The sequence below is a fragment of the Rhizobium sp. BR 249 genome (assembly GCF_047445895.1).
Taxonomy (GTDB): domain Bacteria; phylum Pseudomonadota; class Alphaproteobacteria; order Rhizobiales; family Rhizobiaceae; genus Rhizobium.
This window is the reverse complement of sequence record NZ_JARWKX010000033.1, coordinates 1-21,275: the sequence shown is the minus strand read 5'-3', so window position 1 is coordinate 21,275 and position 21,275 is coordinate 1. Positions and strand designations below refer to the sequence as shown.

The window sequence follows — 21,275 nt, the reverse complement described above, 5'->3', positions numbered from 1 at the left end:
CTCACCTGCCGAGCGTCGCTGCGGCCACCTCGACGAGGGCGGCCTTCACATCGGCTTCATCCGTCAGCGGTTCGATGATGGCGGCCCTGACCGCTTCGGCAAGCGGCATTCCGGCATCGACGAGGATGGCGCAATAGATGATGAGGCGCGTCGAGACGCCCTCCTCCAGATCCTGCCCCTTGAGAGCGCGAAGCCGGCGGGCAAGGTCCACCAGCGGCGCCACCCGGCTCTCCGCCAGGCCGCTTTCGATCGAGACGGTCGCAATCTCGCGCTCCCGCGGAAGGAAGTCGAACTCGATCGAGACGAAGCGCTGGCGGGTGCTGGGCTTCAAGGATTTCATCAGATTCTGGTAGCCTGGGTTGTACGACACGACCACCATGAAAGACGATTGCGCCTCGATGAGTTCCCCGGTGCGCTCGAGCGGCAGCAGCCGGCGATCGTCGGTCAGCGGATGAAGAACGACGGCGACGTCTTTGCGGGCTTCGACGATCTCGTCGAGGTAGCAGATGCCGCCCTCGCGCACGGCTTTCGTCAGCGGACCGTCGACCCAGACGGTTTCTCCGCCTTTCAACAGATACCGGCCGGTCAGATCGGCAGCGGTGAGATCGTCATGGCAGGAGACGGTCGAGACCGGCAGCCCCAGGCGGGCGGCCATGTGATGCACGAACCTGGTCTTGCCGCAGCCCGTCGGCCCCTTGAGCAGAATCGGCAATTGCCGGCTCCAGGCGCTCTCGAACAGCGCGCATTCGTTTCCATGGGCGGTGTAGTGCGGGATTCCCGCATTCGCATCGAGCGGGAGATTAAACGCGATCGTCATTTCTTCTGTTCTCCAAAAAGGGGAGGGGAGCCCGCCTATTCGGCGGGCTGTGCAATTGCGTCGGGCAGGCGGGCGCGGCCGGGGACGAGAACCGACCAGATGAACATCAGCGCGCTGATGAAGACGAAGATGCCGGAGCCGAGTCTCACCCAGTAGAAGACGCTGAGCTGGTCCTGCACATCCATGTAGGATTCGCCGAGCACCCTCTGCAGGTGAACCTGGATGATGCCGGCAAAGGTGAGGGCGAAGGTCATGACCGACATCGCCGTGCACATGATCCAGAAACTTGCGATCGAGAGCCACTGATTATAGGGCGCGCGGCCGCGGATCTGGGGAATGGCATAGGCCATCGCCGCAAGATTGAGCATGACGTAGGCGCCGAAGAAGGCGAGATGCCCGTGCGCCGCGGTAACCTGTGTGCCATGCGTATAATAGTTCACCGAAGACAGCGTATGGAGGAAACCCCAGACGCCGGCGCCGAAGAAGGCCATGACCGAGCAGCCGATCGACCACAGCAGCGCCGCCTTGTTCTCATGCTTGCGGCCGGCCTTCCAGGTCATCACGAAGGTGAACACCACCATGGTGAAGAACGGCGCGACCTCCAGCGTCGAAAAGAGCGAGCCGATCCACTGCCAGTATCCGGGCGCGCCGATCCAGTAATAATGGTGGCCGGTGCCGAGAATGCCGGAGAAGAGCGCCAGGCCGATGATCACATAGAGCCATTTTTCGATGACTTCCCTGTCGATGCCGTTCAGCCTGATCATCAGGAAGGCCAGCACCGACGCCATGATCAGCTCCCAGACGCCCTCGACCCACAGGTGGACGACATACCACCAGTACATCTTGTCGAGCGCGAGGTTGACCGGGTTATAGAAGGCAAAGAGGAAAAAGATCGCCACGCCCCAGAGCCCGAACAGCAGGATGTTGGTGATCGTGGTCTTGCGTCCCTTCAAGGCCGTCATGGTGACGTTGAACAGGAACATCAGAGCGACGACGACGATGCCGACCTTGATCGCGAAGGGCTGCTCGAGAAACTCGCGGCCCTCGTGGATGTGGAACAGGTAGCCGATGACGGCGACCGCCGCGGCGACGAGGAATATCCAGAACTGCGCGATGGCGAGTTTCGGGCTGTAGAGCTCCGTCTCGCATTCCTCCGGAAGAAGAAAATAGGTGGTGCCCATGAAGCCCATCAGCAGCCAGACGATCAGCGCGTTCGTGTGGATCATGCGGACGATGTTGAACGGCAGCTCGACCGACAGCGTGTTCGGCAGGACGTAGATCGTTCCCGCCAGCACGCCGAACAGCAGCTGCGCCATGAAAAGGCCGAGAGCTCCGTAGAAATAGAGCATGGCGACGCTTTGTGTCTTGTATTTCATTGCTTGATCCTCTCGCCCGTCAGCCCGCCTGGTTCGGCGGCCACGCCTGCGTGTTCATCTTGCTGACCCATTCGAGGAAGTCCGCGAGATCGTTCACTTCTTCTTCCGTCAGATTGAATTGCGGCATCTGCCTGCGGCCCTCGATGCCGGAGGGTTGCGCCGCCATCCAGGCGTGGAGCGCCTCGCGCGCACTGGCCGGGTCCTTGTCGCCGCCCCAGCGAATCCAGACATTGGAAAGCTCGGGAGCGAAATAGGCGCCTTCGCCGTCCAGCGTGTGGCAGTTGATGCAGGCGTTCTTCTCCCAGATGTGTTTGCCTCTGGCGACGCTCTCGGTCAGCGTCTTCTCGTCGGTCGAGACGGTCCGGATGTAATAGTGGCTGTGGGCGGTCAGCCCGACGAATATGGCGAAGAAGAAGGCCGATCCGCCGTAGAACACGTTTCGGGCCGCGGTTTTTGTCAGGCGTTCAGCCATCGATGATCCTTTCATGTCGGTGGCGGAGCCCGCCGTGACGTCGAAAACGGAGCCAAGGGCTCACGCTTCCTGGATGACCGAAGGGCGGCGGCGGGTCTTTGTTAATTCGCAAAGACCGCCGAGAATGCCAGCGCGCCGGCCACGGCCGGGAACAGCACGGCCGCCGCCCACAGGATCAATGCGAGGCCGAGCGGCGAACCCTTGAAGCGCAGGCCGAGGAAACCGGAGACGACCAGGCGCACTTTCGCCAGCGCAATCAGCCCGGCGGCGAGCGCCAGTGCGGGCCTTGCCGCGGCGCCCGACAGAAACATCGAGGCTGCGAAGACGCAGGATGTCAGCATCAGCAGAAAGATCAGCGCCCGCGAGGGAGCATTCGCCCTGTCTTGTACAGTCATAAGAGATAGACCACCGGGAACATGACCAGCCAGACGATGTCGATGACATGCCAGAGGGTCGTCACGAGATGGATATTCTCAAGCGATGGAAACCGGGCCATCAGCGCGAGGACCAGAGCTCCGAACAGGACATGGACCAGGTGAAATCCTGTTATCAGCACGTAGAGCTGCGAGAAGCTGTCCTCGGCAAGCAGCGATGCGCCTTCCACCTGATATTCGTAAAGTTTGAGGGCGACGAACAGAGCCCCGCCGACGGCCGAAGCAAACAGGGCCTGCCGTTGCCGCCGCAAGTCGACCGACCGCGCGGCGAGCGCCGCAAACCAGCCGCTCACCAGTAGGACCACCGTATTTGCGAGTGCAATATCGTGATGAAGCTTGGCCTTTCCGGCCGCGAATACGTCCGGCTGGAACCACGACGCGATGACGAAGCCCATCATCAGCGCCGCAAAAGCCGCAAGTTCGCTCCACGCCAATATCCAGACCATCAGGTCGTCGCTTCGGGCTGCGGGCCGGCTGCGGAGCTCGGGGGAAATCATCGCTGTCATGGCTGTGACGATAGGGATGATATCGCGCCCGCTCTTTGATCGATCGCAAAGAGCGGGCCGATCGGAAGAACTAGGTTTTGCGGAAAGGAGAACCCGATGACCGATGCCCAGATAGGACTGTCGATAGCAACGCCCGTGATTATAGTATTCGCGATCGCCCTCTATCGGATGGGTGTCCTGCAGCGGACGGGCACGGTCTCAGCGGTTCTCGCGGCGGTCGTGATCGCCGCCAGCCTGTTTCTGCAGAGGTAATGTGATGAAAAAGCCGATCCCCACCGATTTCATAGAACTCGAACGCTGCTACGATCAACTGATGTCGTGGTGCGACGTACTCCAGGCAATCGCCGATTTCCTGCCTTGCCACATAGACGAAGACCTTTGCGAGCGTATCTCAGGCGGCCTGCTTCCGCTGCTGCAAACGACGCATGCGCTCGAAGAGCGCCTTATTTCGTCGGGACTGAACCTGATCATGGAAGCGGGTGACAAGGCCGATGCGGCCGAACGCCGGCGGGCAGTGCGTTTGTTTCATCGCGATGCCGCCCAAGACGTCGCCATTACGCTGGAAACGCTGGGCGAGGGGCGCTGCCGGCTCTCCTGGGAAGCTGTCGGATATCAGCTGCGTTCGTTCTTCTGCTCGACGCGCGGGCATATCAGATCGGAACGCGAGATCATGAGATTGATGCAGCGGGCGGCGGAGGCTGAACGGGCGCCGGCCTTGACGGATGCGATCAATCAAACCGAGGCGGCCTGAGCGACTGAGGTTTCGTGGCGGCCTGTCATTCCGACAGGCCGCCTTCGAGATGCACCGAATGGAAGTCGTCGACGAGCACTTCGAGATCCGCCAGCCAGCCCTCGGGGCTCCGCACCGGGATTCCTTCCGCATCCCATCCGCCTTCCGTGCTTCTCGCAAGTTCGAACTTCATGGGCTCGATCGCCGATCCCGGATTTCTCAGGCGAAGAACGACCTGCCTTGGGTCGAGGGCATCGAAATCCGGACCCATGATCGCGACGTGGACCTTCCTCGTTCCGCGCACCTCGGCTCCGAACTCCAGTTGAGCCATCGCTTTTTCGGCATGCAAATGGATCGATAGAACCGGCGAAACCTCCGCGGCCTCTGCCTGTCCTGGACCGGCAAAGCGCCAGAGGCCCGCCGTGCCGATGATCGCGACGGCAAGGATGAGTTCGAAGACGATGCTTCGGCGCAGCCTTTCTCTCGCAACCGGATTTCCGGCCAACGTCGGCGCCGTGAGCCAGAAGCGATTATAGACGGCCACCATGCAAAGACAGGCCACGAGCATGACCTTGACCGCAAGGATCCGGCCGTAGAGCGACGACAGGATCTGGATGAGCGCCGGAAGCTCTATTATCGCAAGCACGATCCCGGCAAGGATCATGACGAAGAACGGGATCGGGATCATCCGCGAGAAGCTGCTCAGCGGGCGCAGGCTCGGCGGTGTCCGGCCGAGCTTCCAGAGCGGCAGGAGGCTTCCTGCCCAGAACAGCAGCGTCGCGCTGTGGAGAAATATGGCGGCTCTCGCCAGCCAGCGCGGGTCCGCCGTGCTGCAGTGCCCACTGAAGGTAAAAGCGCTCGCCGCCAGTATCAGGGCGACGACGGCAAGAACGCGCCCGGTGATTTTGCGGCGGGCGAGGGGGAGCGCGATCGTGAGCAGCGACAGGAAGAACAGGCTGGCGCAAATTGCGGCATTGCCCTGTACGGCGATCTCGAGCGGCGCCGCACCGGCAAAGACCAGACCGTTTCCCGCTTCGTCCAGCCCCTGCAGGTAAAGCCCCGCCGCCAGCAGCGCGGTTCCCGGCAGCATGATGGTCGCGGCCCTCGCTGTTGGGCCGTTGCGGGCGCCCAGCCAACGGTCGAACAGCGCGCCGCCAACGGCGAAGGCCAGGAATAGAACCGTGGCGGTGTGCACGAGCCAGATAGCGATCGGCAAGGAAAGACCGGAGCCCTCGCCAACCGCAACCGGCGGCCTTGCGGAAGGCGTGCCGATGTTGAACACCAGCGTGCCGCCGACAGGGTGGCCGTCTTCGGATTCGACGCGGTAGCTCACCATCACCGTGCCGCGGATATTAGGATCGGAGAAGCGCAATCGGACATCCGCATCTGATGTGTCGGCGTCCAAGTCCTGGTTCGCGCCATTGCCGTCGGTTGCCGTGGCTCGGATGAGCCTGACCGGCTCGCTGAAATGCAGTTCGATTTCGGCCGGCAGGCGATCCAGCGTCTCATTGGCCGCCGGAGTCGAGCTTTTCAGAGCGGCGTGGGCAAGCGCGCCTGTCGGCGCCAGCATGCCCATCGCGATGGTGGCTGCAACGAGAGCCGCCCGAAGACGCCGCGTCACCCGTTTTCCTGTTTTCGAGGGCCACATGGTCGACGGCTCCCGGCGGTTCACGAACGCGGTTGTTCGACCACGTCGAAGTAGGGAGCGGGGGTTTCGTAATCGTCGGGCGACTTGCCCGCTGCGGGAATTTCGATCCAGCGTTCGACGGCGCCTTCGGTGCATTCCTGCACGACAGGAACGTAAATGCGGGTGCCGGACGGAATTTCCTTCGCGAGCGTCGCGCGGAAAACGAATTCGTCATATTCGTCGTCGGCGAGAGTGCCGCCGGACCATGTGATTTCGCTGACGCCTTCCTTCACGGGCTTGCCGTAGAGATCGTAGCTTTTCTCATAGGCGGCGTTGACCTTCTCGACCGACCAGCCCGGTTTCGGCATCGGCTTGGCCGACAGCAGACCCTCCGGGATCTTCACGCGGATCTTGATCGTCGCCTTGCCCTCGCAGCCATGCCCGACGCGAAGGATGGCCTTGTAAGCCTTGCCTGACGGCGCCTGGCTCTGCTCGAGGGTGATATGGGCATCGGCCGCGCCGGCGGCGCAGACCGCTGCGGCGAAAGCAATTGCCATGGGCTTGAACATGACGGGTTCTCCACCGTGCGGGATGGCGCGCAAGCGCGGCCATCCGCACCGGTCGGTTGACTATTGAGTGATCTGCGCGAGGTCGGCATCCAGCCGCTTGCGCACCATGTTCGGCACCTTCGCGGTCTTGATCGCCTCGATATTGGACGGGCTGTCACCGACCTGGATCAGGGCGACCATGCCCATGCCGACATGCGGCGTGCACTTCAGGACATAGGCGCCGGGAACGTCGAACTTCGTCTGGTACTGCTCGTTCGGCTTGGACTTGAACTCGGCAACGCCATCGGGAATGAGGCCCTTGAAGGTCTCGACATTGTGGCTCTTGTCGGTGGGAATGAAGGTTACGGTGTCGCCGGGAGCGATCTTCAGGACGCCCGGCTCGAACACCATTGCGCCGTCCGTACCCTTGTTGAGCATCTGAATCTGATGGTCGGCGGCCATCGACGGCGCAGCCGAAACAATCAGGGCTGCCGTTGCAGCGATCAGACCGAATTTCAAACGCATGTGCATATCTCCTGTTTCGCGAGGTCGATTTAGCCTCGTGAACACCTTCTAGGACATGCCGCCGCCGGCTTCTTTGACGCTCGTCAAATAGGAGAAAAAACGAGTAATTCCGCCCTAAAAAACATATGCATAGCATTCGTCGGGCGACGATTGCCGCCCGACGGAATCGGGCCGCCCCTGCCGGAGCATCATCGCCTCCGCCAAGGGTCGGTTTCAGAGATAAGGGGATAGTTGCCGCGAAGGTTATCTTGCGTCGAGAAGCTCGCGGATCTTCAGCGCGAGTTCCCTCGCGGTATAGGGTTTGCGAAGCCATTGCGCGCCGGGAACTATGCCTTTGCCCGCAAGACCCGGCTCGGAATATCCCGATGTGAAGAGCACGGCGATATCAGGCCGCAGGATGCGCACTTCTCGCGCGAGTTCGTCGCCGGTCATTCCCCCCGGCATCACGATGTCGGTAAACAGGAGCGCTATATCACTATTTTCCTCTAGAAGATCGAGTGCGCGGTGACCGTTTTCCGCTTCGCGCACCGTATAACCCATCGACGCCAGCCTGGCGACGGCGACGCGGCGAACGCGGGCGTCATCTTCGACCACCAGCACCGTTTCATCGCCGCGCGGCAGCTGGTTCTCACCGGTGTGTTGATCGGACTCGGGCTCCTGAGGCCTCTTCTCGTTGATGGCAGGCAGGTATATCCGCACCGTCGTGCCCCGTCCGACCTCGCTGTAAAGCTGAAGATGCCCACCCGATTGCTTCACGAAGCCATAGACCATGCTGAGCCCGAGGCCGGTGCCTGAGCCCACTTCCTTGGTCGTGAAGAACGGTTCGATCGCGTGCTGCCGGACTTCCTCGTTCATGCCGACGCCGGTATCCGTCATGGCAATGAGCACGAAATTGCCGCTGCGCACCTCCGGGTACATCTTGGCATAATCGGCATCGAGATGGACCCGCGAGATCGTCGTGATGAGACTGCCGCCCTTCGGCATGGCGTCCCTCGCGTTCAAGGCGATGTTCAGGATGGCGTTTTGAAGCTGCGAGCTGTCGACGAGGACGTCGAGGCCGGACCCTTCGATGACGGTCGACAGCTTGATATCTTCGCTGAGCGTTCGCCGGAGCAGGTCCGAGAAGCCGCTGACGAGCTGACCGAGATCCGCATGTTTCGGGCTCAATGGCTGGCGCCGGCCGAAGGCGAGCAGCTGGCCCGTGAGGACCGCCCCGTCCTGCGCTGCGGACTGAGCTTCCTTGAGAATTTCGCGAAGGGTGCCGGGCGCCAGCTTGTCCTCGATCATTTCGAGGTTGCCGCTGATGACGGTGAGCAGGTTGTTGAAATCGTGCGCGATGCCTCCCGTCAGCTGCCCGATCGCTTCCATCTTCTGGGCCTGGCGAAGATCTTCCTCGATCTTGAACCGGCTGGTGAGATCGCGGACGAAACCGGTGAAGATCCGCTCGCCGTTGGCGGTCGCTTCGCCGACGTGAAGTTCCATCGGAAACTGCGATCCATCGGCCCGCTGCCCGGTGACGACGCGCCCATAGCCGATGATGCGTTTCTCGCCGGTCTCGATATAGTGATCGATGTAGCCGTCGTGAGCGTCGCGATAGGGATTGGGCATGAGGTTGCTGACGTTGCGGCCGCAAATCTGGTCGGAAGACATGCCGAACAGTTTTTCGGCGGCCTTGCTGAACGACAGCACCGTTCCCTTATGGTCGATCACCACCATCGCGTCGGGCACGGTGTCGAGGATTGAACTCAGATGCGCCTCGCGCGCCTTGACCGCCTCCTGGGCGTGCCTCAAGGCGCTGACGTCACTGTTCGTTTGAATGACGGCAAGGTCTCCGTCCGACAGATTGACGAGCACGCAGCGGGACGCGACGTGAATATCGTGTCCGCTCTTATGGCGATGAATGATTTCACCCTGCCAGAAGCCGCGCGACTTCAACTGGTCCCGGACGTTTTCCGCCGGCTCGGGAAATTTCGTCGCCAGCAGTTCGTGAACCTTCTCGCCGACGGCTTCCTCTCTCGCCCAGCCGTACATGTTCTCGCAGCCGATGGACCAGTGCGTGATGGTTCCGTCGAAGCGATGAACCAGAATGTCCGCTCCATCCAGCACGTGCACCATCGCATCCAGTTCCTGGGACGATGCGGTTCTCGGTGATACCAAGCGATGGGGCATGAACGTTGATCCTGCGACTTGATGCATCAGTGCAGCTTGACCCTATGACAGGAATTGTCGGAAAAATCATCAGCGTCGCCGGACAACTGTGCAAGGCGTGCGAGATTGACGATCCTGAGGTCATGCCTGCCCTCCGGAACGACGATGTTTCGCGATGCGAGCTTCGTGATCGTGCGCGACACGGTTTCGATGGTCAGGCCGAGATGATCGGCAATGTCCTGCCGGTTCATCGGCACGCGCAGCAGGCCCTGCCGCGGCTGCGCACTGCGGCGGGATGCAAGCTTGACGATGAAGCTGCACAGACGTTCCTCGGCATTCTTCTTCGACAGAAGCACCATCTGTTCGTGCGCGGCGGCCGCCTCCTGGCAGAGGAGCGAGATATAGGCGGGACCGAGGGCATCCGACCGGGCGACTTCCTCGTGGAAGCTCTTCCGGGATATGCGGCGAATCCTGCATTCGGTAACGGCCTCGGCCGTAAACAGGAAATCGCTCAGCAGCGACGCGCCGATGAGATCGCCGGCGAAATGAAACGCGGTTATCACCCGGCGGCCTTCGCCGATGATGCGATGGAGGCGGACGACGCCTTCCTCCACCTGGAAAAGATGGCTGGCCTTGTCACCTTCCCAACAGATCGCTTTCCCCGCGGGAACGGTCTCGGTCGCCGACGTCAGGAAAAGCGACGACAGGGATTGACCGGCATGGAGAGCTTCGCTCGTCTTCTCGGCATTTTCGAACGCATGGTTGGTCTGCATCAGCATCGTCTTGTCCCTCGTGGCAGTGAGGGCACTAGAACGCCCGCCGGTCACACGGGAATGATCGGACGGTGCCAAAGGGTGAAAGAGTGTAACAGTTTGTAACAACGGCCGCCCATCCCCATCCGAGTGCTTTTGGTTGATGTAGATCAAGGAGCAATTGCCGGCTTCATGACAGTCCTGCCTCAAATGACGAGAAAGCCGGCCGCGAGCGGTCGTCTTTGCATTGGGGACGACATCATGAATTACACGACGGAAACGATGTTGGTCGCGGTCGCGGCGTTTCTAGCGCTGCTGGGAGCCGCATTCGCGCACGATCATCTCTTTGCGGTCCATATGGGCATACTCTGCTTCTGCCTCGCGGTGGGAACGGTGCTCCTAGTCAGGAACGTCGACTTCGCACCGGCGGACCAGCGGCGGAAGGTCGATGTGTCAGGCTATTTCGACGAGGTGATACGCTACGGCCTGATCGCCACGGTGTTCTGGGGCGTGGTCGGCTTCCTCGTCGGGGTCGTCATCGCGCTGCAGCTGGCCTTTCCCGACCTCAACATCGCGCCCTATCTGAATTTCGGAAGGCTGCGGCCCGTTCACACTTCGGCGGTCATCTTCGCCTTCGGCGGCAACGCTCTCATCATGACGTCGTTCTATGTGGTGCAGCGCACCTGTCGCGCCCGTCTCTTCGGCGGCAGCCTCGCCTGGTTCGTCTTCTGGGGCTACCAGCTCTTCATCGTCATGGCTGCGACCGGATACGTTCTCGGCATCAACCAGGCCCGCGAATATGCCGAACCCGAATGGTATGTCGATCTCTGGCTGACGGTCGTCTGGGTCGCCTATCTCCTCGTCTATCTCGGCACGATCCTGAAGCGCAAAGAGCCGCATATCTATGTGGCGAACTGGTTCTATCTCGGCTTCATCGTCACCATCGCGCTGCTGCACGTGGTCAACAATCTGGCGGTTCCCACGTCGTTCCTCGGCTCCAAGAGCTATTCTCTCTTCTCGGGCGTCCAGGACGCGCTGACGCAATGGTGGTACGGCCACAACGCCGTCGGCTTCTTCCTCACCGCCGGCTTCCTGGGCATGATGTATTACTTCGTGCCGAAGCAGGCCAACCGCCCCGTCTATTCGTACCGGCTGTCGATCATCCACTTCTGGGCGCTGATCTTCATGTACATCTGGGCCGGCCCGCATCACCTGCACTATACGGCGCTGCCCGACTGGGCCCAGACGCTCGGCATGGTCTTCTCGGTCATGCTCTGGATGCCCTCCTGGGGCGGCATGATCAACGGCCTCATGACCCTTTCGGGCGCATGGGACAAGATCCGCACCGACCCGATCATCCGCATGATGATCGTCGCCATCGCCTTCTACGGAATGTCGACCTTCGAGGGCCCGCTGATGTCGGTGAAGACGGTCAATTCGCTCAGCCACTATACCGAGTGGACGATCGGTCACGTGCATTCCGGCGCTCTCGGCTGGGTGGGCATGATCACCTTCGGGGCGATCTACTACCTGACGCCGAAACTATGGGGGCGCGAGCGTCTCTACAGCCTGCGGATGGTCAACTGGCACTTCTGGCTCGCAACGCTCGGCATCGTGGTCTATGCGGCCGTGCTCTGGGTCGCCGGCATCCAGCAGGGGCTGATGTGGCGCGAGTACAATTCCCAGGGCTTCCTCGTCTATTCCTTCGCGGAAACGGTCGCGGCGATGATCCCCTATTACGTGCTGCGCGCGGTCGGCGGAGCGCTTTACCTGGCGGGCGGTCTCGTCATGGCCTGGAACGTGTTCATGACCATCCGCGGACGTCTGCGTGACGAAGCGGCGATCCCGACCACTTTCGTGCCTCAAGCACAGCCTGCCGAATGAGGTGAGACATGGCATCGATACTTGATAAACATCAGATCCTTGAAAAGAACGCGACACTTCTGCTCGTCGGCTCGCTGCTCGTCGTGAGCATCGGCGGCATCGTCGAAATCGCCCCGCTGTTCTACCTGCAGAACACGATCGAGAAGGTAGAAGGCATGCGGCCCTATACGCCGCTGGAGCTCGCGGGGCGAAACATCTACATCCGCGAAGGCTGCTATCTCTGCCACAGCCAGATGATCAGGCCGTTCCGCGACGAGGTGGAGCGTTACGGCCACTACTCGCTCGCAGCCGAGTCCATGTACGACCATCCCTTCCAGTGGGGGTCCAAGCGGACCGGGCCGGATCTCGCCCGCGTCGGCGGGCGCTATTCGAACGAATGGCATGTCCAGCATCTCGCAAACCCGCGGGCGGTCGTGCCGGAATCGATCATGCCGAGCTACGCCTTCCTCAAGGAGCAGGAAGTGACGGTCAGGGATATCGGCATGGACCTCAAGGCCAACGAGGACGTCGGCGTGCCCTACAACGACGACATGCTGGCGAATGCGGAAGCCGACATGAAAGCCCAGGCCGATCCGAATGCGGATACGACGGCGCTGCTGGCGCGCTATCCGAAGGCGAAGGTCGGCGATTTCGACGGAGACCCGGCCAAGCTGACCGAAATGGACGCCCTGGTGTCCTATCTGCAGATGCTCGGCACGCTGGTCGATTTCTCGACCTATGACGATGCGACCGGCTACCGATGAGGTGATCCATGGAAACCTACACTGCAATGAGACACTTCGCCGACAGCTGGGGCCTTCTCGCGATGGCGGCATTCTTCGTCGGCGCCGTCGTGTTCACGCTTCGCCCGGGCAGCAGGCAGGCGGCGAAAGAAGCCGCCGATATTCCCTTGAAGGACGATTGAGATGTCGGAAAAACATATCGATGAAATCAGCGGCGTCGAAACGACCGGACATGAATGGGACGGCATCCGCGAACTCAACAATCCCATGCCGCGCTGGTGGGTCTGGACGTTCTATGTGACGATCCTGTGGGCGATCGGCTATGCCATCGCCTATCCGGCCATCCCGATGATCGCTTCCGCCACGAAAGGCTATTTCGGCTATTCGACGCGCGCCGAACTGCAGCAGGACCTCGATCTCGCCAAGGCATCCCAGACGAAGTTCCATGACCTGATCGCCGCCAAGACGGTCGAGGAGATCGACGCCGATCCTGTTCTTCGGGAATTCGCCATCGCCGGCGGTGCGTCCGCTTTCAAGGTGAACTGCGCGCAGTGCCATGGCTCCGGCGCCAGCGGCGGCCCGGGATTTCCGAACCTCAACGACGACGACTGGCTGTGGGGCGGAGACCTCGGCGCCATTCAGACGACGATCGCGCATGGGATACGCTTCGATTCGGATGCCGAAACGCATGCTTCCGAGATGCCGGCCTTTACCGACGTCATCGAGCCGATCCAGATGAAGCAGGTCGCCGCTTATGTCTGGGGGCTGACCAATACGCCCTCTGACCCCGCTCTTGCGGAGGCGGGAAAACAGGTCTTCCTCGACAACTGCGCCGCATGCCACGGCGAGGACGCCAGGGGAAAGACGGAAATGGGCGCCCCGGATCTGGCCGACGCGATCTGGCTGAAGTCGCGGGGCGAAGACGCCATCGCTCGCCAGGTGGCCTCTCCCAAGCATGGCGTCATGCCGGCCTGGGCAGGGCGCCTCGGCGATACGACGGTCAAGGAACTGACGGTCTTCGTCCATTCGCTTGGCGGCGGAACCTAAGGAGACAAGCCATGACAACTCACGACCACAATCCCATCCTCGGTCTCTACGGCACGCCGCGCGCCATTATCCGTTCACGCGTGTCGGCGCGCGCCCAGGTGACGCCGCCATCCTCCGAGCAGGACGATCCGGCAAAGATCGGCAATTCGATCGTCAGTTTGACCTGCCTCAAAGATCACAAGCAGACGAGCCGCTAGTTCTGGATCCGTCGAGGACGTCCCAGCGGTGTTTCTCCCCCGCAGTTCCTCGAGAGCCTTTCCGGGTTAGATTGCAGCATTCTGCCGGAGCAGGTTTTCGTCAGGGCAAAGGCGATTGGCGAAGGGCATACCCTAGGTATGTCCGAGCCGATCGCCTTTGATCCTGGCGGAAAGATGCCCGGCCCTTCGGGTTGGCTGAAACGGGCCGCCTGATGACCGGCCGACTCCGTTTGAGCCAACAGAATGCTGCAATCTAACCCGGAAAGGCTCTAGGCCACGCCCTCTCTCTCCAGGGCGTGGCCTTTCTCTTTCCGAAGGCCTCTCGGGAAAGCTTTCGTTCTTGATCTGCATCAAGGAACGGATGCGCGGCAGATGAGACAAGAGCGCGAAACGGATAGAATCCCATGAACCTCTACACCGCACCAGATCCCAATGACATCGAGCGCGTCAGCGTCGAGCCGGTCAATGCGCGCCGCAACCGGCAGCCTCTCTACGCGCCCAGGAAGAAGATCTTTCCCAAGCGCGCCGAGGGACGATTCCGCCGCTTCAAGTGGATCGTGATGCTGATCACGCTCGGCATCTACTACCTTGCGCCGTGGATTCGCTGGGATCGCGGTCCCTACGCGCCCGACCAGGCGATCCTCATCGATCTCTCGTCGCGGCGCTTCTTCTTTTTCTTCATCGAGATCTGGCCCCAGGAATTCTACTATGTCGCGGGCCTGCTCGTCATGGCCGGCTTCGGCCTGTTTCTCGTCACCTCGGCGGTCGGCCGCGCGTGGTGCGGCTACGCCTGTCCGCAGACCGTCTGGGTCGATCTCTTCCTCGTCGTCGAACGCGCGATCGAAGGCGACCGGAACGCGCGAATGAAGCTCGACGCCGCTCCCTTCAGCTTCGAAAAGCTGAGGAAACGGGTCATCAAGCATTCGATCTGGCTCCTGATCGGCGTCGCCACCGGCGGCGCGTGGATCTTCTATTTTGCCGATGCGCCGAGCCTGGCCGTTTCGCTGTTCACCGGCGCGGCTCCCGCAGTCGCCTATGCCACGGTCGCCACATTGACCGCGACCACCTATGTGCTCGGCGGCCTCATGCGCGAGCAGGTGTGCACCTATATGTGCCCTTGGCCGCGTATCCAGGGTGCGATGCTCGACGAGAATTCCCTGGTCGTCACCTATAACGACTGGCGGGGCGAGCAGCGGTCGCGCCATACCAAGAAGGCCCAGGCACAAGGCCTGCCGGTCGGGGATTGCGTGGATTGCAATGCCTGCGTGGCCGTCTGTCCGATGGGAATCGACATTCGCGACGGGCAGCAGATGGAGTGCATCACATGCGCTCTCTGCATCGACGCCTGCGACGGCGTGATGGACAAGCTCGGCAAGCCCCGCGGCCTGATCGCCTACGCGACGCTCAGCGAATATTCGAGCAATATGTCGCTTGCGACAGACGCGGGAACAACGCCGATCCAGCCGTCCAAGGTCAGAAACGAGGATGGAAGTTTCGTTTCGGCGGTCCGGCACTTCAACTGGCGTATCATCTTCCGTCCGAGAATCGTCTTTTACGCCGTGGTCTGGGCATCGATCGGCATTGCCATGGTCGTCCATCTCGCCTTCCGCGAGCGGCTCGAACTCAATGTCGTCCACGACCGGAACCCGCAATATGTCCTGGAAAGCGACGGCTCGATCCGCAACGGCTACACGCTGCGCGTCCTGAACATGGTGCCGAAGCCGAGGGATGTGAACATTACGCTGGTCGGGCTGGAGGGAGCGACGATGCGCATTTCCGAGCTCGGCAAGGAAGACGGCCGCAGCTTTACCGTCCATGCCGAACCCGACGCGGCCACGACGCTCAAGGTCTTCGTGACGCGCAAGCCTGACGGAACCGAAATCAACGAATTCCTCTTCGTCATCGAAGATACGGACCGTGCCGACCGGGCGACCTATCGGGCGGCGTTCAATGCACCGGGAGACGTCAAATGAAGGCTTCTGCTCAAGGTTTCACAGGCCTGCACATGCTGCTTACAACCTCGGCATTCTTCGCCGTGGTGATCGCCGTCAACGTCACCATGGTCGTCTACGCCTCCTCCAGCTGGAGCGGCCTGGTCGTGAAAAACACCTATGTCGCCAGCCAGGAATTCAACCGCAACGCGGCGGCGATGAAGGCGATGAGCGCCTCCGGTATCGAGGGCGATCTTTCCGTCAAGGGGCGCGAGATCCGCTATGACATCCACGGCAAGGGCGGGTCGCCCGTGATCGTCGACGATGTCGTGCTGAATTTCAAACGGCCGGTCGGAGACCACGAGGACTTCCACCTCACGCTCGGGAAGACGGGCGAGGGGCGTTTCGAAGCCGAGCACGTGGTCGCCAAGGGCGACTGGATCGTCGAGATCATCTCGCGAAAGGACGGCGTCGTCGTCATGCACGAAGCCAAACGCTTCGATACCGCGGAGTTCGGCCAATGAGCTGCTGCTCCATGGACACCGAAAGCGTGCTCGCCCTCAGCGCGACCTCGTCCAGCGCCGAGGAAGCCCGCCTTGCCAGCCACCCGCTCGGCGCAGGGTTGCGCCAGCTTGATCTCAGCGTTCCCGACGTCCACTGCGGCGCCTGCATCTCGACCATCGAAAGAGCGCTGTCAGCACTTGCCTTCGTGAGGAAAGCGCGGGTCAATCTGACCGCGCGAAGGGTAAGCTGCGTCTATCAGGAAGAAGTCGACGAGCGCGCGACCGATCCGTCCGAAATCCTCGCGGCGATCAATGCCGTGGGATATCGCGCGCACCTGTTTGCGCCCTCGGCCCCCGAAAACGACCGGACCAGAAACCAGCTTCTCCTGGCGGTCGGCGTTTCCGGTTTCGCGGCCGCCAACATCATGCTGCTCTCGGTATCGGTCTGGTCGGGCGCGGATGCCGCGACGCGCGACATGTTTCACTGGATCTCGGCGATGATCGCGGCGCCCGCGCTGGTTTATGCGGGGCGTTTCTTCTTCAAGTCGGCTTGGAACGTGCTGAAGCGCGGGCGGACCAACATGGACGTTCCGATCTCGCTCGCTGTAACTCTGTCTTATGCCGTCTCCTTGTGGGAGACGGCTCACCACGGCGAACATGCGTGGTTCGATGCCACGGTTTCCCTGCTGTTCTTCCTGCTGATCGGCCGGACTCTCGATCATGTCATGCGCGAAAAGGCGCGCGCGGCGATCAACGGGCTGGCGAGGCTCGCCCCGCGCGGGGCGCTGCTGATGATGCCGGACGGATCGCGGCGCTACATCGCGGTGGAAGAGATCGCGGTGGGCGACGAAATCTCGATTGCGGCGGGCGAACGCGTTCCCGTCGACGGCGTCGTCGTCAGCGGAGAAAGCGATGTGGACCTCTCCATCGTCACGGGCGAGAGCAGCCCGGTCGCTGTCGCTGCCGGCAGCGACGTGAATTCCGGCGCGATGAACCTGACCGGCTCGCTCGTCTTCCGGGCGACGAAGATTGCCAGGAACTCGCTTCTCTCGGAGATCATCGGCCTCATGGAAGCCGCCGAAGGCGGAAGAGCACGCTACCGCCGGATCGCCGATCGCGCGGCAGCGCTCTATTCCCCGGCGGTACATCTGCTGGCGCTCATCTCTTTCCTCGCCTGGGGCTTTATCGGCGGCGATTGGAAACAGGCGATGCTGGTTGCGGTCGCGGTGCTGATCATCACCTGCCCATGCGCACTGGGCCTTGCCGTGCCCGTGGTTCAGGTCGTTGCCGCCGGCGAGCTTTTCCGCAAGGGCATCATGGTCAAGGATGGTTCGGCGCTGGAACGGCTGGCTGAGGCGGATAGCGTCGCCTTCGACAAGACCGGCACCCTGACGATGGGCATGCCGCGCCTCGTCAGGATCGAGACGATCGAAGAAGGCAGCGCCGCCATCGCCTGCGGATTGGCCGCGCATTCGCGCCATCCGCTTTCCCAGGCGCTGGTGCGGGACACCGAACCCGCCCATCTCCCGTCCTTTGACGGCGTCACGGAAATTCCAGGCGGCGGGCTGGAGGCAAGAAAGGGAAGGGATGTCTATCGGCTTGGTAACGCGATGTTTGCGGGCGGAACCGGTTTCATGCCCCGTAGCGTGGACAGTCCGTTTTCGGAAGTGGTCCTGTCGAAAAACGGGGTCGTTCTTGCCCGTTTCCTCTTCGACGACACGCTTCGTCCTGGCGCTGCCGAAACCATCGCGGAGCTCAATGCGGCCGGTCTCGAAACGCTGATGGTATCCGGCGACAGGCAGACCGTCGTCGACAATACCGCAGGGGCTCTCGGCATCGACAGGGCCCTGGGCGCGCTGACGCCGAAGCAGAAGGTCGAGGAATGCCAGAGATTGAGCGATCAGGGCCATCGCGTGCTCATGGTCGGCGACGGCATCAATGACGCTCCCGCACTTGCCGCCGCGCATGTCTCGATGGCGCCCGCCACGGCGTCCGATATCGGCCGGCAGGCAGCCGACCTCGTCTTCTTCAACGACCGCCTCGACGCCGTTCCCGAAGCGATCGCCGTGGCGCGGCGCTCCGCCAGCCTCATCCGGCAGAACTTCGCGCTGGCCATCGGCTACAACGTACTGGCGGTGCCGATTGCAATCGCCGGGCTGGCGACACCGCTGATCGCGGCGGTGGCCATGTCGACATCGTCGATCATCGTCGTCACGAACGCGCTGCGCCTCAATGCATTCGGCAAACGTCCCGGCATCCGGGTCGCGGAACGCGCCGGCGGGCAAGCGGAGGTGAAAACCGCATGAACATGCTGATCTATCTCATACCGATCGCGCTTCTGATGGGAGGCATGGGGCTCCTGGCTTTCCTCTGGTCGCTGAAGAGCGGCCAGTACGACGATCTTCAGGGAGCCGCCTGGCGTATTCTCGCCGAAGACGAAGCCGACGGGAAGAAACCGTGATCACACAGGCCCAACACGAAAGGAAGATCGATGCCTGCGAAAAATTCCGTGCTTTTGCAGTCTGACCTGTTCGACGGCCTCGACCAGGCGACAGTGCAGCAACTCGCCGCCACGGCCGAGCTTCGGAGCTTCGCTCCCGACGAGCGGATCATCGCCGAAGGCCAGGAGGCGTCATTCGTCTATTGCGTCATCGGCGGGTTCGTGCGGCTTTCCAAATCGGAATCCGCCGGGCGCGAGGCGGATATCTACGTATGCGAGCCGGGTGACACCTTCGGCGAATATCTTCTCTCGGGCGGCGGCTCTTATGCCTACAGCGCGTGGTCTGCCGATGGGGCCGAGGTCGCCTTGTTCGAACTTGCGGACTTGCGGGCACTCGCCGAACGGCACCCCGTCATGCATCGAAACGTCATGCGCATCATGGCCCGGTATCTGCTCGGCACGATGAATTGCATTGCGGGAGACCGGCTGCACACGGCCGCACAACGCGTTGCGAATTACCTCATGAGCCGATGCCCGGCGTCCGCCTCGCAGGTCACGTTTCGCCTTCCCTATCGGAAGAGGATTCTGGCCGGCAAACTGGGACTTGCCCCGGAAGCACTTTCGCGGGCCTTTGCCGCGCTCGTCCCCGCAGGGGTCGAGGTCAGAGGCAAGGTCGTTCTCGTCGACAGCGTCGATCAGCTTCGCAAGGCATGCTGACCTTCCCATGACAGGAACAGGAGATTCGAGATGACGCGTAAGCAGAAGCGGCTCGCGGTGATAGCAGGCGGCATGGGCTTCATTGCTGCCGCCGTGCTGCTGGTCATGTTCGCCTTCAGCCAGTCGGTCGCCTATTTCTACATGCCGGCGGATCTGACAAAAACACCGGTGGCGCCGGAAACCCGCATCCGGCTCGGCGGGCTGGTCGGTGAGGGCAGCGTCGTGCGCGGCGCCGGCTCGACGGTGGAATTCGCCGTCACCGACGGCAGCGCCAATGCCGTGAAGGTCAAATATACCGGCATCCTCCCCGATCTTTTCCGCGAGGGGCAGGGGGTCGTCACCGAGGGCATGTTTGCATCGGGAACGAATGTCTTCATCGCCGACACCGTGCTGGCCAAGCATGATGAGACCTACCTGCCGAAGGACGTCGCCGACCGGCTGAAACAGCAGGGGCTGTGGCAGGAAGGCCAAGGCCAGGAAGCGAAGGCGACGCAATGATCGTCGAGATCGGGCATGACGCGCTGGCGCTCATCCCGGCGGAGCAATCGATCGGGTGTTTGACGAAAATCAAAGCGATGCGGCCGATCGGCCTCTAGCCTGTTCCGGACAATAACCGCGATCAGGGAGACGGCGACCATGCAGGCAAGGGATATAATGACCACGAAGGTGGTTTCGATCGGCCCGGCGGTCAGCGTGCGCCATGCGGTTGCGATGATGTTGCAGAACCACGTCAGCGGTCTTCCGGTCGTCGACGATCAGGGACGCGTTTGCGGCATGGTCACGGAGGGCGATCTGCTTCTGCGCCGGGAGGTCCGGCTCACGCCCCGCCCCGCGCGGGCGCCGGAACTCATCTCCGAGATCGATCTCGAACGTTACATCTGCAGCAACGGTTGGTGTGTCACCGATGTCATGTCCCAGGATGTGATCGTCGCACGGCCGGACAGCGAAGTGTCCGATATTGCCGAAAGCCTGCAGGCGCACCGCATCAAACGCTTGCCGATCGTCGAAGACGGACGTCTGGTCGGGATCGTCAGCCGGAGGGATATCCTGCGGGTCATCGCCGAAGCGCCGGCGGCGGCCTTGCCGCGAGGGGATGAGGCGATCAGGCTGGCGGTGCGCACCAGGCTGAGATCCGATCTCGGGCTCACCCCTCAAAGGGTGCAGGTCTCCGTCAGGAACGGGCAAGTGACCGTCGACGGCCAGGTGGAATCCGAATTGAAGCGCAAGGCGATCAAGGTTCTCGTCGAGGGCCTCAGCGGAATTGCCGGCTATAGGGATCGGCTGCTCGTCGCTCCTGCTCACAGCCAGGATTAGAAACTCCATTGCATTGGCCGCCATCATCGCGCCGATGCAACGAGGAGGCTTGCGCGATCCTTGAGGGGTCGAGCAAGCCATCTGTCAACTTCCCTGCTTGACACGGAAACCTCCGACTCGTGAGCCGACCTTAGACCGTGTATCGGGCTTCTTCTTTGATTGAAAGCAATGAGGAAGAGCACGATCGAAGTACGCTTCGGTATTCATGCGCTTGCGTCGAACTTGACAGAGATCAATTACGCCGACGGTGAGCCCGATGTATCGCTTGGTCATGCAGAAGGAGCATATGATGGATTTCGAAGCATTTTTCAAAAACGAGCTGGACGGGCTTCATGCCGAGGGCCGCTATCGCGTTTTTGCCGATCTCGAGCGTCACCGCGGCCACTTCCCGCGCGCGACGCGCCATACGGCCGATGGCGAGAAGGACGTCACGGTCTGGTGCTCCAACGACTATCTCGGCATGGGCCAGAACCCCAAGGTGATCGAGGCGATGAAGAACGCCATCGACCACTGTGGCGCGGGTGCGGGAGGCACCCGGAATATTTCTGGCACCAACCACCACCACGTCCTGCTCGAGCGTGAACT

General features: G+C 61.8%; 25 protein-coding genes. 15 read left to right on the top strand and 10 right to left on the bottom strand.

Translation table 11 applies throughout. The features are described from left to right. Window position 1 precedes the first annotated feature (1 nt). The 5 genes from QD408_RS24285 to QD408_RS24265 all read right to left on the bottom strand — a co-directional run bounded on the left by QD408_RS24285 (window position 2) and on the right by QD408_RS24265 (window position 3,605). Complete coding sequence (locus QD408_RS24285; protein WP_414141055.1) at window positions 2-817, bottom strand: CbbQ/NirQ/NorQ/GpvN family protein; 816 nt, start codon at window positions 815-817, stop codon at window positions 2-4. A 35-nt stretch (window positions 818-852) separates the two neighbouring features. Then, window positions 853-2,193 carry a cbb3-type cytochrome c oxidase subunit I gene (locus QD408_RS24280; RefSeq protein ID WP_414141054.1) on the bottom strand — a complete coding sequence of 447 codons (1,341 nt, stop codon included), beginning with the start codon at window positions 2,191-2,193 and terminating at the stop codon, window positions 853-855. A gap of 19 nt (window positions 2,194-2,212) precedes the next feature. Beyond that, window positions 2,213-2,665, bottom strand: coding sequence for a c-type cytochrome (locus tag QD408_RS24275; RefSeq protein ID WP_088681555.1), 453 nt, complete (start codon window positions 2,663-2,665; stop codon window positions 2,213-2,215). A gap of 101 nt (window positions 2,666-2,766) precedes the next feature. Continuing rightward, window positions 2,767-3,060, bottom strand: a complete 294-nt coding sequence (locus tag QD408_RS24270) for a hypothetical protein (protein WP_088681556.1) — start codon at window positions 3,058-3,060, stop codon at window positions 2,767-2,769. Next, window positions 3,057-3,605 carry a cytochrome c oxidase subunit 3 gene (locus QD408_RS24265; RefSeq protein ID WP_414141053.1) on the bottom strand — a complete coding sequence of 183 codons (549 nt, stop codon included), beginning with the start codon at window positions 3,603-3,605 and terminating at the stop codon, window positions 3,057-3,059. The genes QD408_RS24270 and QD408_RS24265 overlap by 4 nt, the downstream gene beginning before the upstream one ends. A gap of 96 nt (window positions 3,606-3,701) precedes the next feature. Between QD408_RS24265 and QD408_RS24260 the strand changes: the two genes are divergently transcribed. Continuing rightward, a complete protein-coding gene (locus QD408_RS24260; protein ID WP_414141052.1) occupies window positions 3,702-3,857 on the top strand; it encodes a hypothetical protein in 156 nt (51 codons plus the stop codon). Window positions 3,858-3,861: 4 nt separating this feature from the next. Then, window positions 3,862-4,356 carry a hypothetical protein gene (locus QD408_RS24255; protein WP_414141051.1) on the top strand — a complete coding sequence of 165 codons (495 nt, stop codon included), beginning with the start codon at window positions 3,862-3,864 and terminating at the stop codon, window positions 4,354-4,356. A 25-nt stretch (window positions 4,357-4,381) separates the two neighbouring features. Here QD408_RS24255 and QD408_RS24250 read toward each other — a convergent pair whose 3' ends face one another. From QD408_RS24250 to QD408_RS24230, 5 genes are all read right to left on the bottom strand, one after another. Further along, window positions 4,382-5,956 carry a copper resistance CopC/CopD family protein gene (locus QD408_RS24250; RefSeq protein WP_414141050.1) on the bottom strand — a complete coding sequence of 525 codons (1,575 nt, stop codon included), beginning with the start codon at window positions 5,954-5,956 and terminating at the stop codon, window positions 4,382-4,384. 47 nt (window positions 5,957-6,003) lie between these two features. Next, window positions 6,004-6,531 (bottom strand): YcnI family protein, encoded by a 528-nt coding sequence (locus QD408_RS24245; protein ID WP_414141049.1) that lies wholly within the window; start codon window positions 6,529-6,531, stop codon window positions 6,004-6,006. 60 nt (window positions 6,532-6,591) lie between these two features. Continuing rightward, window positions 6,592-7,035, bottom strand: a complete 444-nt coding sequence (locus QD408_RS24240) for a pseudoazurin (protein WP_414141048.1) — start codon at window positions 7,033-7,035, stop codon at window positions 6,592-6,594. A gap of 243 nt (window positions 7,036-7,278) precedes the next feature. Next, window positions 7,279-9,204 (bottom strand): PAS domain S-box protein, encoded by a 1,926-nt coding sequence (locus tag QD408_RS24235; RefSeq protein WP_414141047.1) that lies wholly within the window; start codon window positions 9,202-9,204, stop codon window positions 7,279-7,281. A gap of 26 nt (window positions 9,205-9,230) precedes the next feature. Next, window positions 9,231-9,962: a Crp/Fnr family transcriptional regulator gene (locus QD408_RS24230; RefSeq protein WP_414141046.1), complete on the bottom strand. Its 732-nt coding sequence runs from the start codon at window positions 9,960-9,962 to the stop codon at window positions 9,231-9,233. A 234-nt stretch (window positions 9,963-10,196) separates the two neighbouring features. Here QD408_RS24230 and ccoN point away from each other — a divergent pair, with 234 nt between their 5' ends. From ccoN to QD408_RS24165, 13 genes are all read left to right on the top strand, one after another. After that, window positions 10,197-11,819, top strand: a complete 1,623-nt coding sequence (ccoN, locus tag QD408_RS24225) for a cytochrome-c oxidase, cbb3-type subunit I (RefSeq protein ID WP_088681594.1) — start codon at window positions 10,197-10,199, stop codon at window positions 11,817-11,819. Between the two features lie 8 nt (window positions 11,820-11,827). Continuing rightward, window positions 11,828-12,562, top strand: a complete 735-nt coding sequence (ccoO, locus tag QD408_RS24220) for a cytochrome-c oxidase, cbb3-type subunit II (RefSeq protein WP_414141045.1) — start codon at window positions 11,828-11,830, stop codon at window positions 12,560-12,562. Window positions 12,563-12,570: 8 nt separating this feature from the next. Further along, a complete protein-coding gene (locus QD408_RS24215; protein WP_088681566.1) occupies window positions 12,571-12,723 on the top strand; it encodes a cbb3-type cytochrome c oxidase subunit 3 in 153 nt (50 codons plus the stop codon). Window position 12,724: 1 nt separating this feature from the next. Next, complete coding sequence (gene ccoP / locus QD408_RS24210) at window positions 12,725-13,588, top strand: cytochrome-c oxidase, cbb3-type subunit III (protein ID WP_414141044.1); 864 nt, start codon at window positions 12,725-12,727, stop codon at window positions 13,586-13,588. An 11-nt stretch (window positions 13,589-13,599) separates the two neighbouring features. Then, window positions 13,600-13,785, top strand: coding sequence for a hypothetical protein (locus QD408_RS24205; RefSeq protein ID WP_088681568.1), 186 nt, complete (start codon window positions 13,600-13,602; stop codon window positions 13,783-13,785). A 404-nt stretch (window positions 13,786-14,189) separates the two neighbouring features. Further along, window positions 14,190-15,758, top strand: coding sequence for a cytochrome c oxidase accessory protein CcoG (ccoG, locus tag QD408_RS24200; RefSeq protein WP_414141043.1), 1,569 nt, complete (start codon window positions 14,190-14,192; stop codon window positions 15,756-15,758). Further along, a complete protein-coding gene (locus QD408_RS24195) occupies window positions 15,755-16,240 on the top strand; it encodes a FixH family protein (protein WP_414141042.1) in 486 nt (161 codons plus the stop codon). Before ccoG ends, QD408_RS24195 begins: the two co-directional genes overlap by 4 nt. Further along, on the top strand, window positions 16,237-18,525 hold the full coding sequence (locus QD408_RS24190) for a cation-translocating P-type ATPase (protein WP_414141041.1): 2,289 nt from the start codon (window positions 16,237-16,239) through the stop codon (window positions 18,523-18,525). The genes QD408_RS24195 and QD408_RS24190 overlap by 4 nt, the downstream gene beginning before the upstream one ends. Continuing rightward, window positions 18,522-18,680 (top strand): cbb3-type cytochrome oxidase assembly protein CcoS, encoded by a 159-nt coding sequence (gene ccoS, locus QD408_RS24185; RefSeq protein ID WP_414141040.1) that lies wholly within the window; start codon window positions 18,522-18,524, stop codon window positions 18,678-18,680. The genes QD408_RS24190 and ccoS overlap by 4 nt, the downstream gene beginning before the upstream one ends. A 30-nt stretch (window positions 18,681-18,710) precedes the next feature. After that, entirely contained in the window at window positions 18,711-19,376 is a 666-nt protein-coding gene (locus QD408_RS24180) for a Crp/Fnr family transcriptional regulator (RefSeq protein WP_414141039.1), read from the top strand. 30 nt (window positions 19,377-19,406) lie between these two features. After that, window positions 19,407-19,874 (top strand): cytochrome c maturation protein CcmE, encoded by a 468-nt coding sequence (gene ccmE, locus QD408_RS24175; RefSeq protein WP_414141038.1) that lies wholly within the window; start codon window positions 19,407-19,409, stop codon window positions 19,872-19,874. 138 nt (window positions 19,875-20,012) lie between these two features. Further along, window positions 20,013-20,690: a CBS domain-containing protein gene (locus QD408_RS24170; RefSeq protein ID WP_088681575.1), complete on the top strand. Its 678-nt coding sequence runs from the start codon at window positions 20,013-20,015 to the stop codon at window positions 20,688-20,690. Between the two features lie 289 nt (window positions 20,691-20,979). After that, window positions 20,980-21,275: aminotransferase class I/II-fold pyridoxal phosphate-dependent enzyme (locus QD408_RS24165; protein WP_414141037.1), on the top strand; the 296-nt coding region annotated here is incomplete at its 3' end.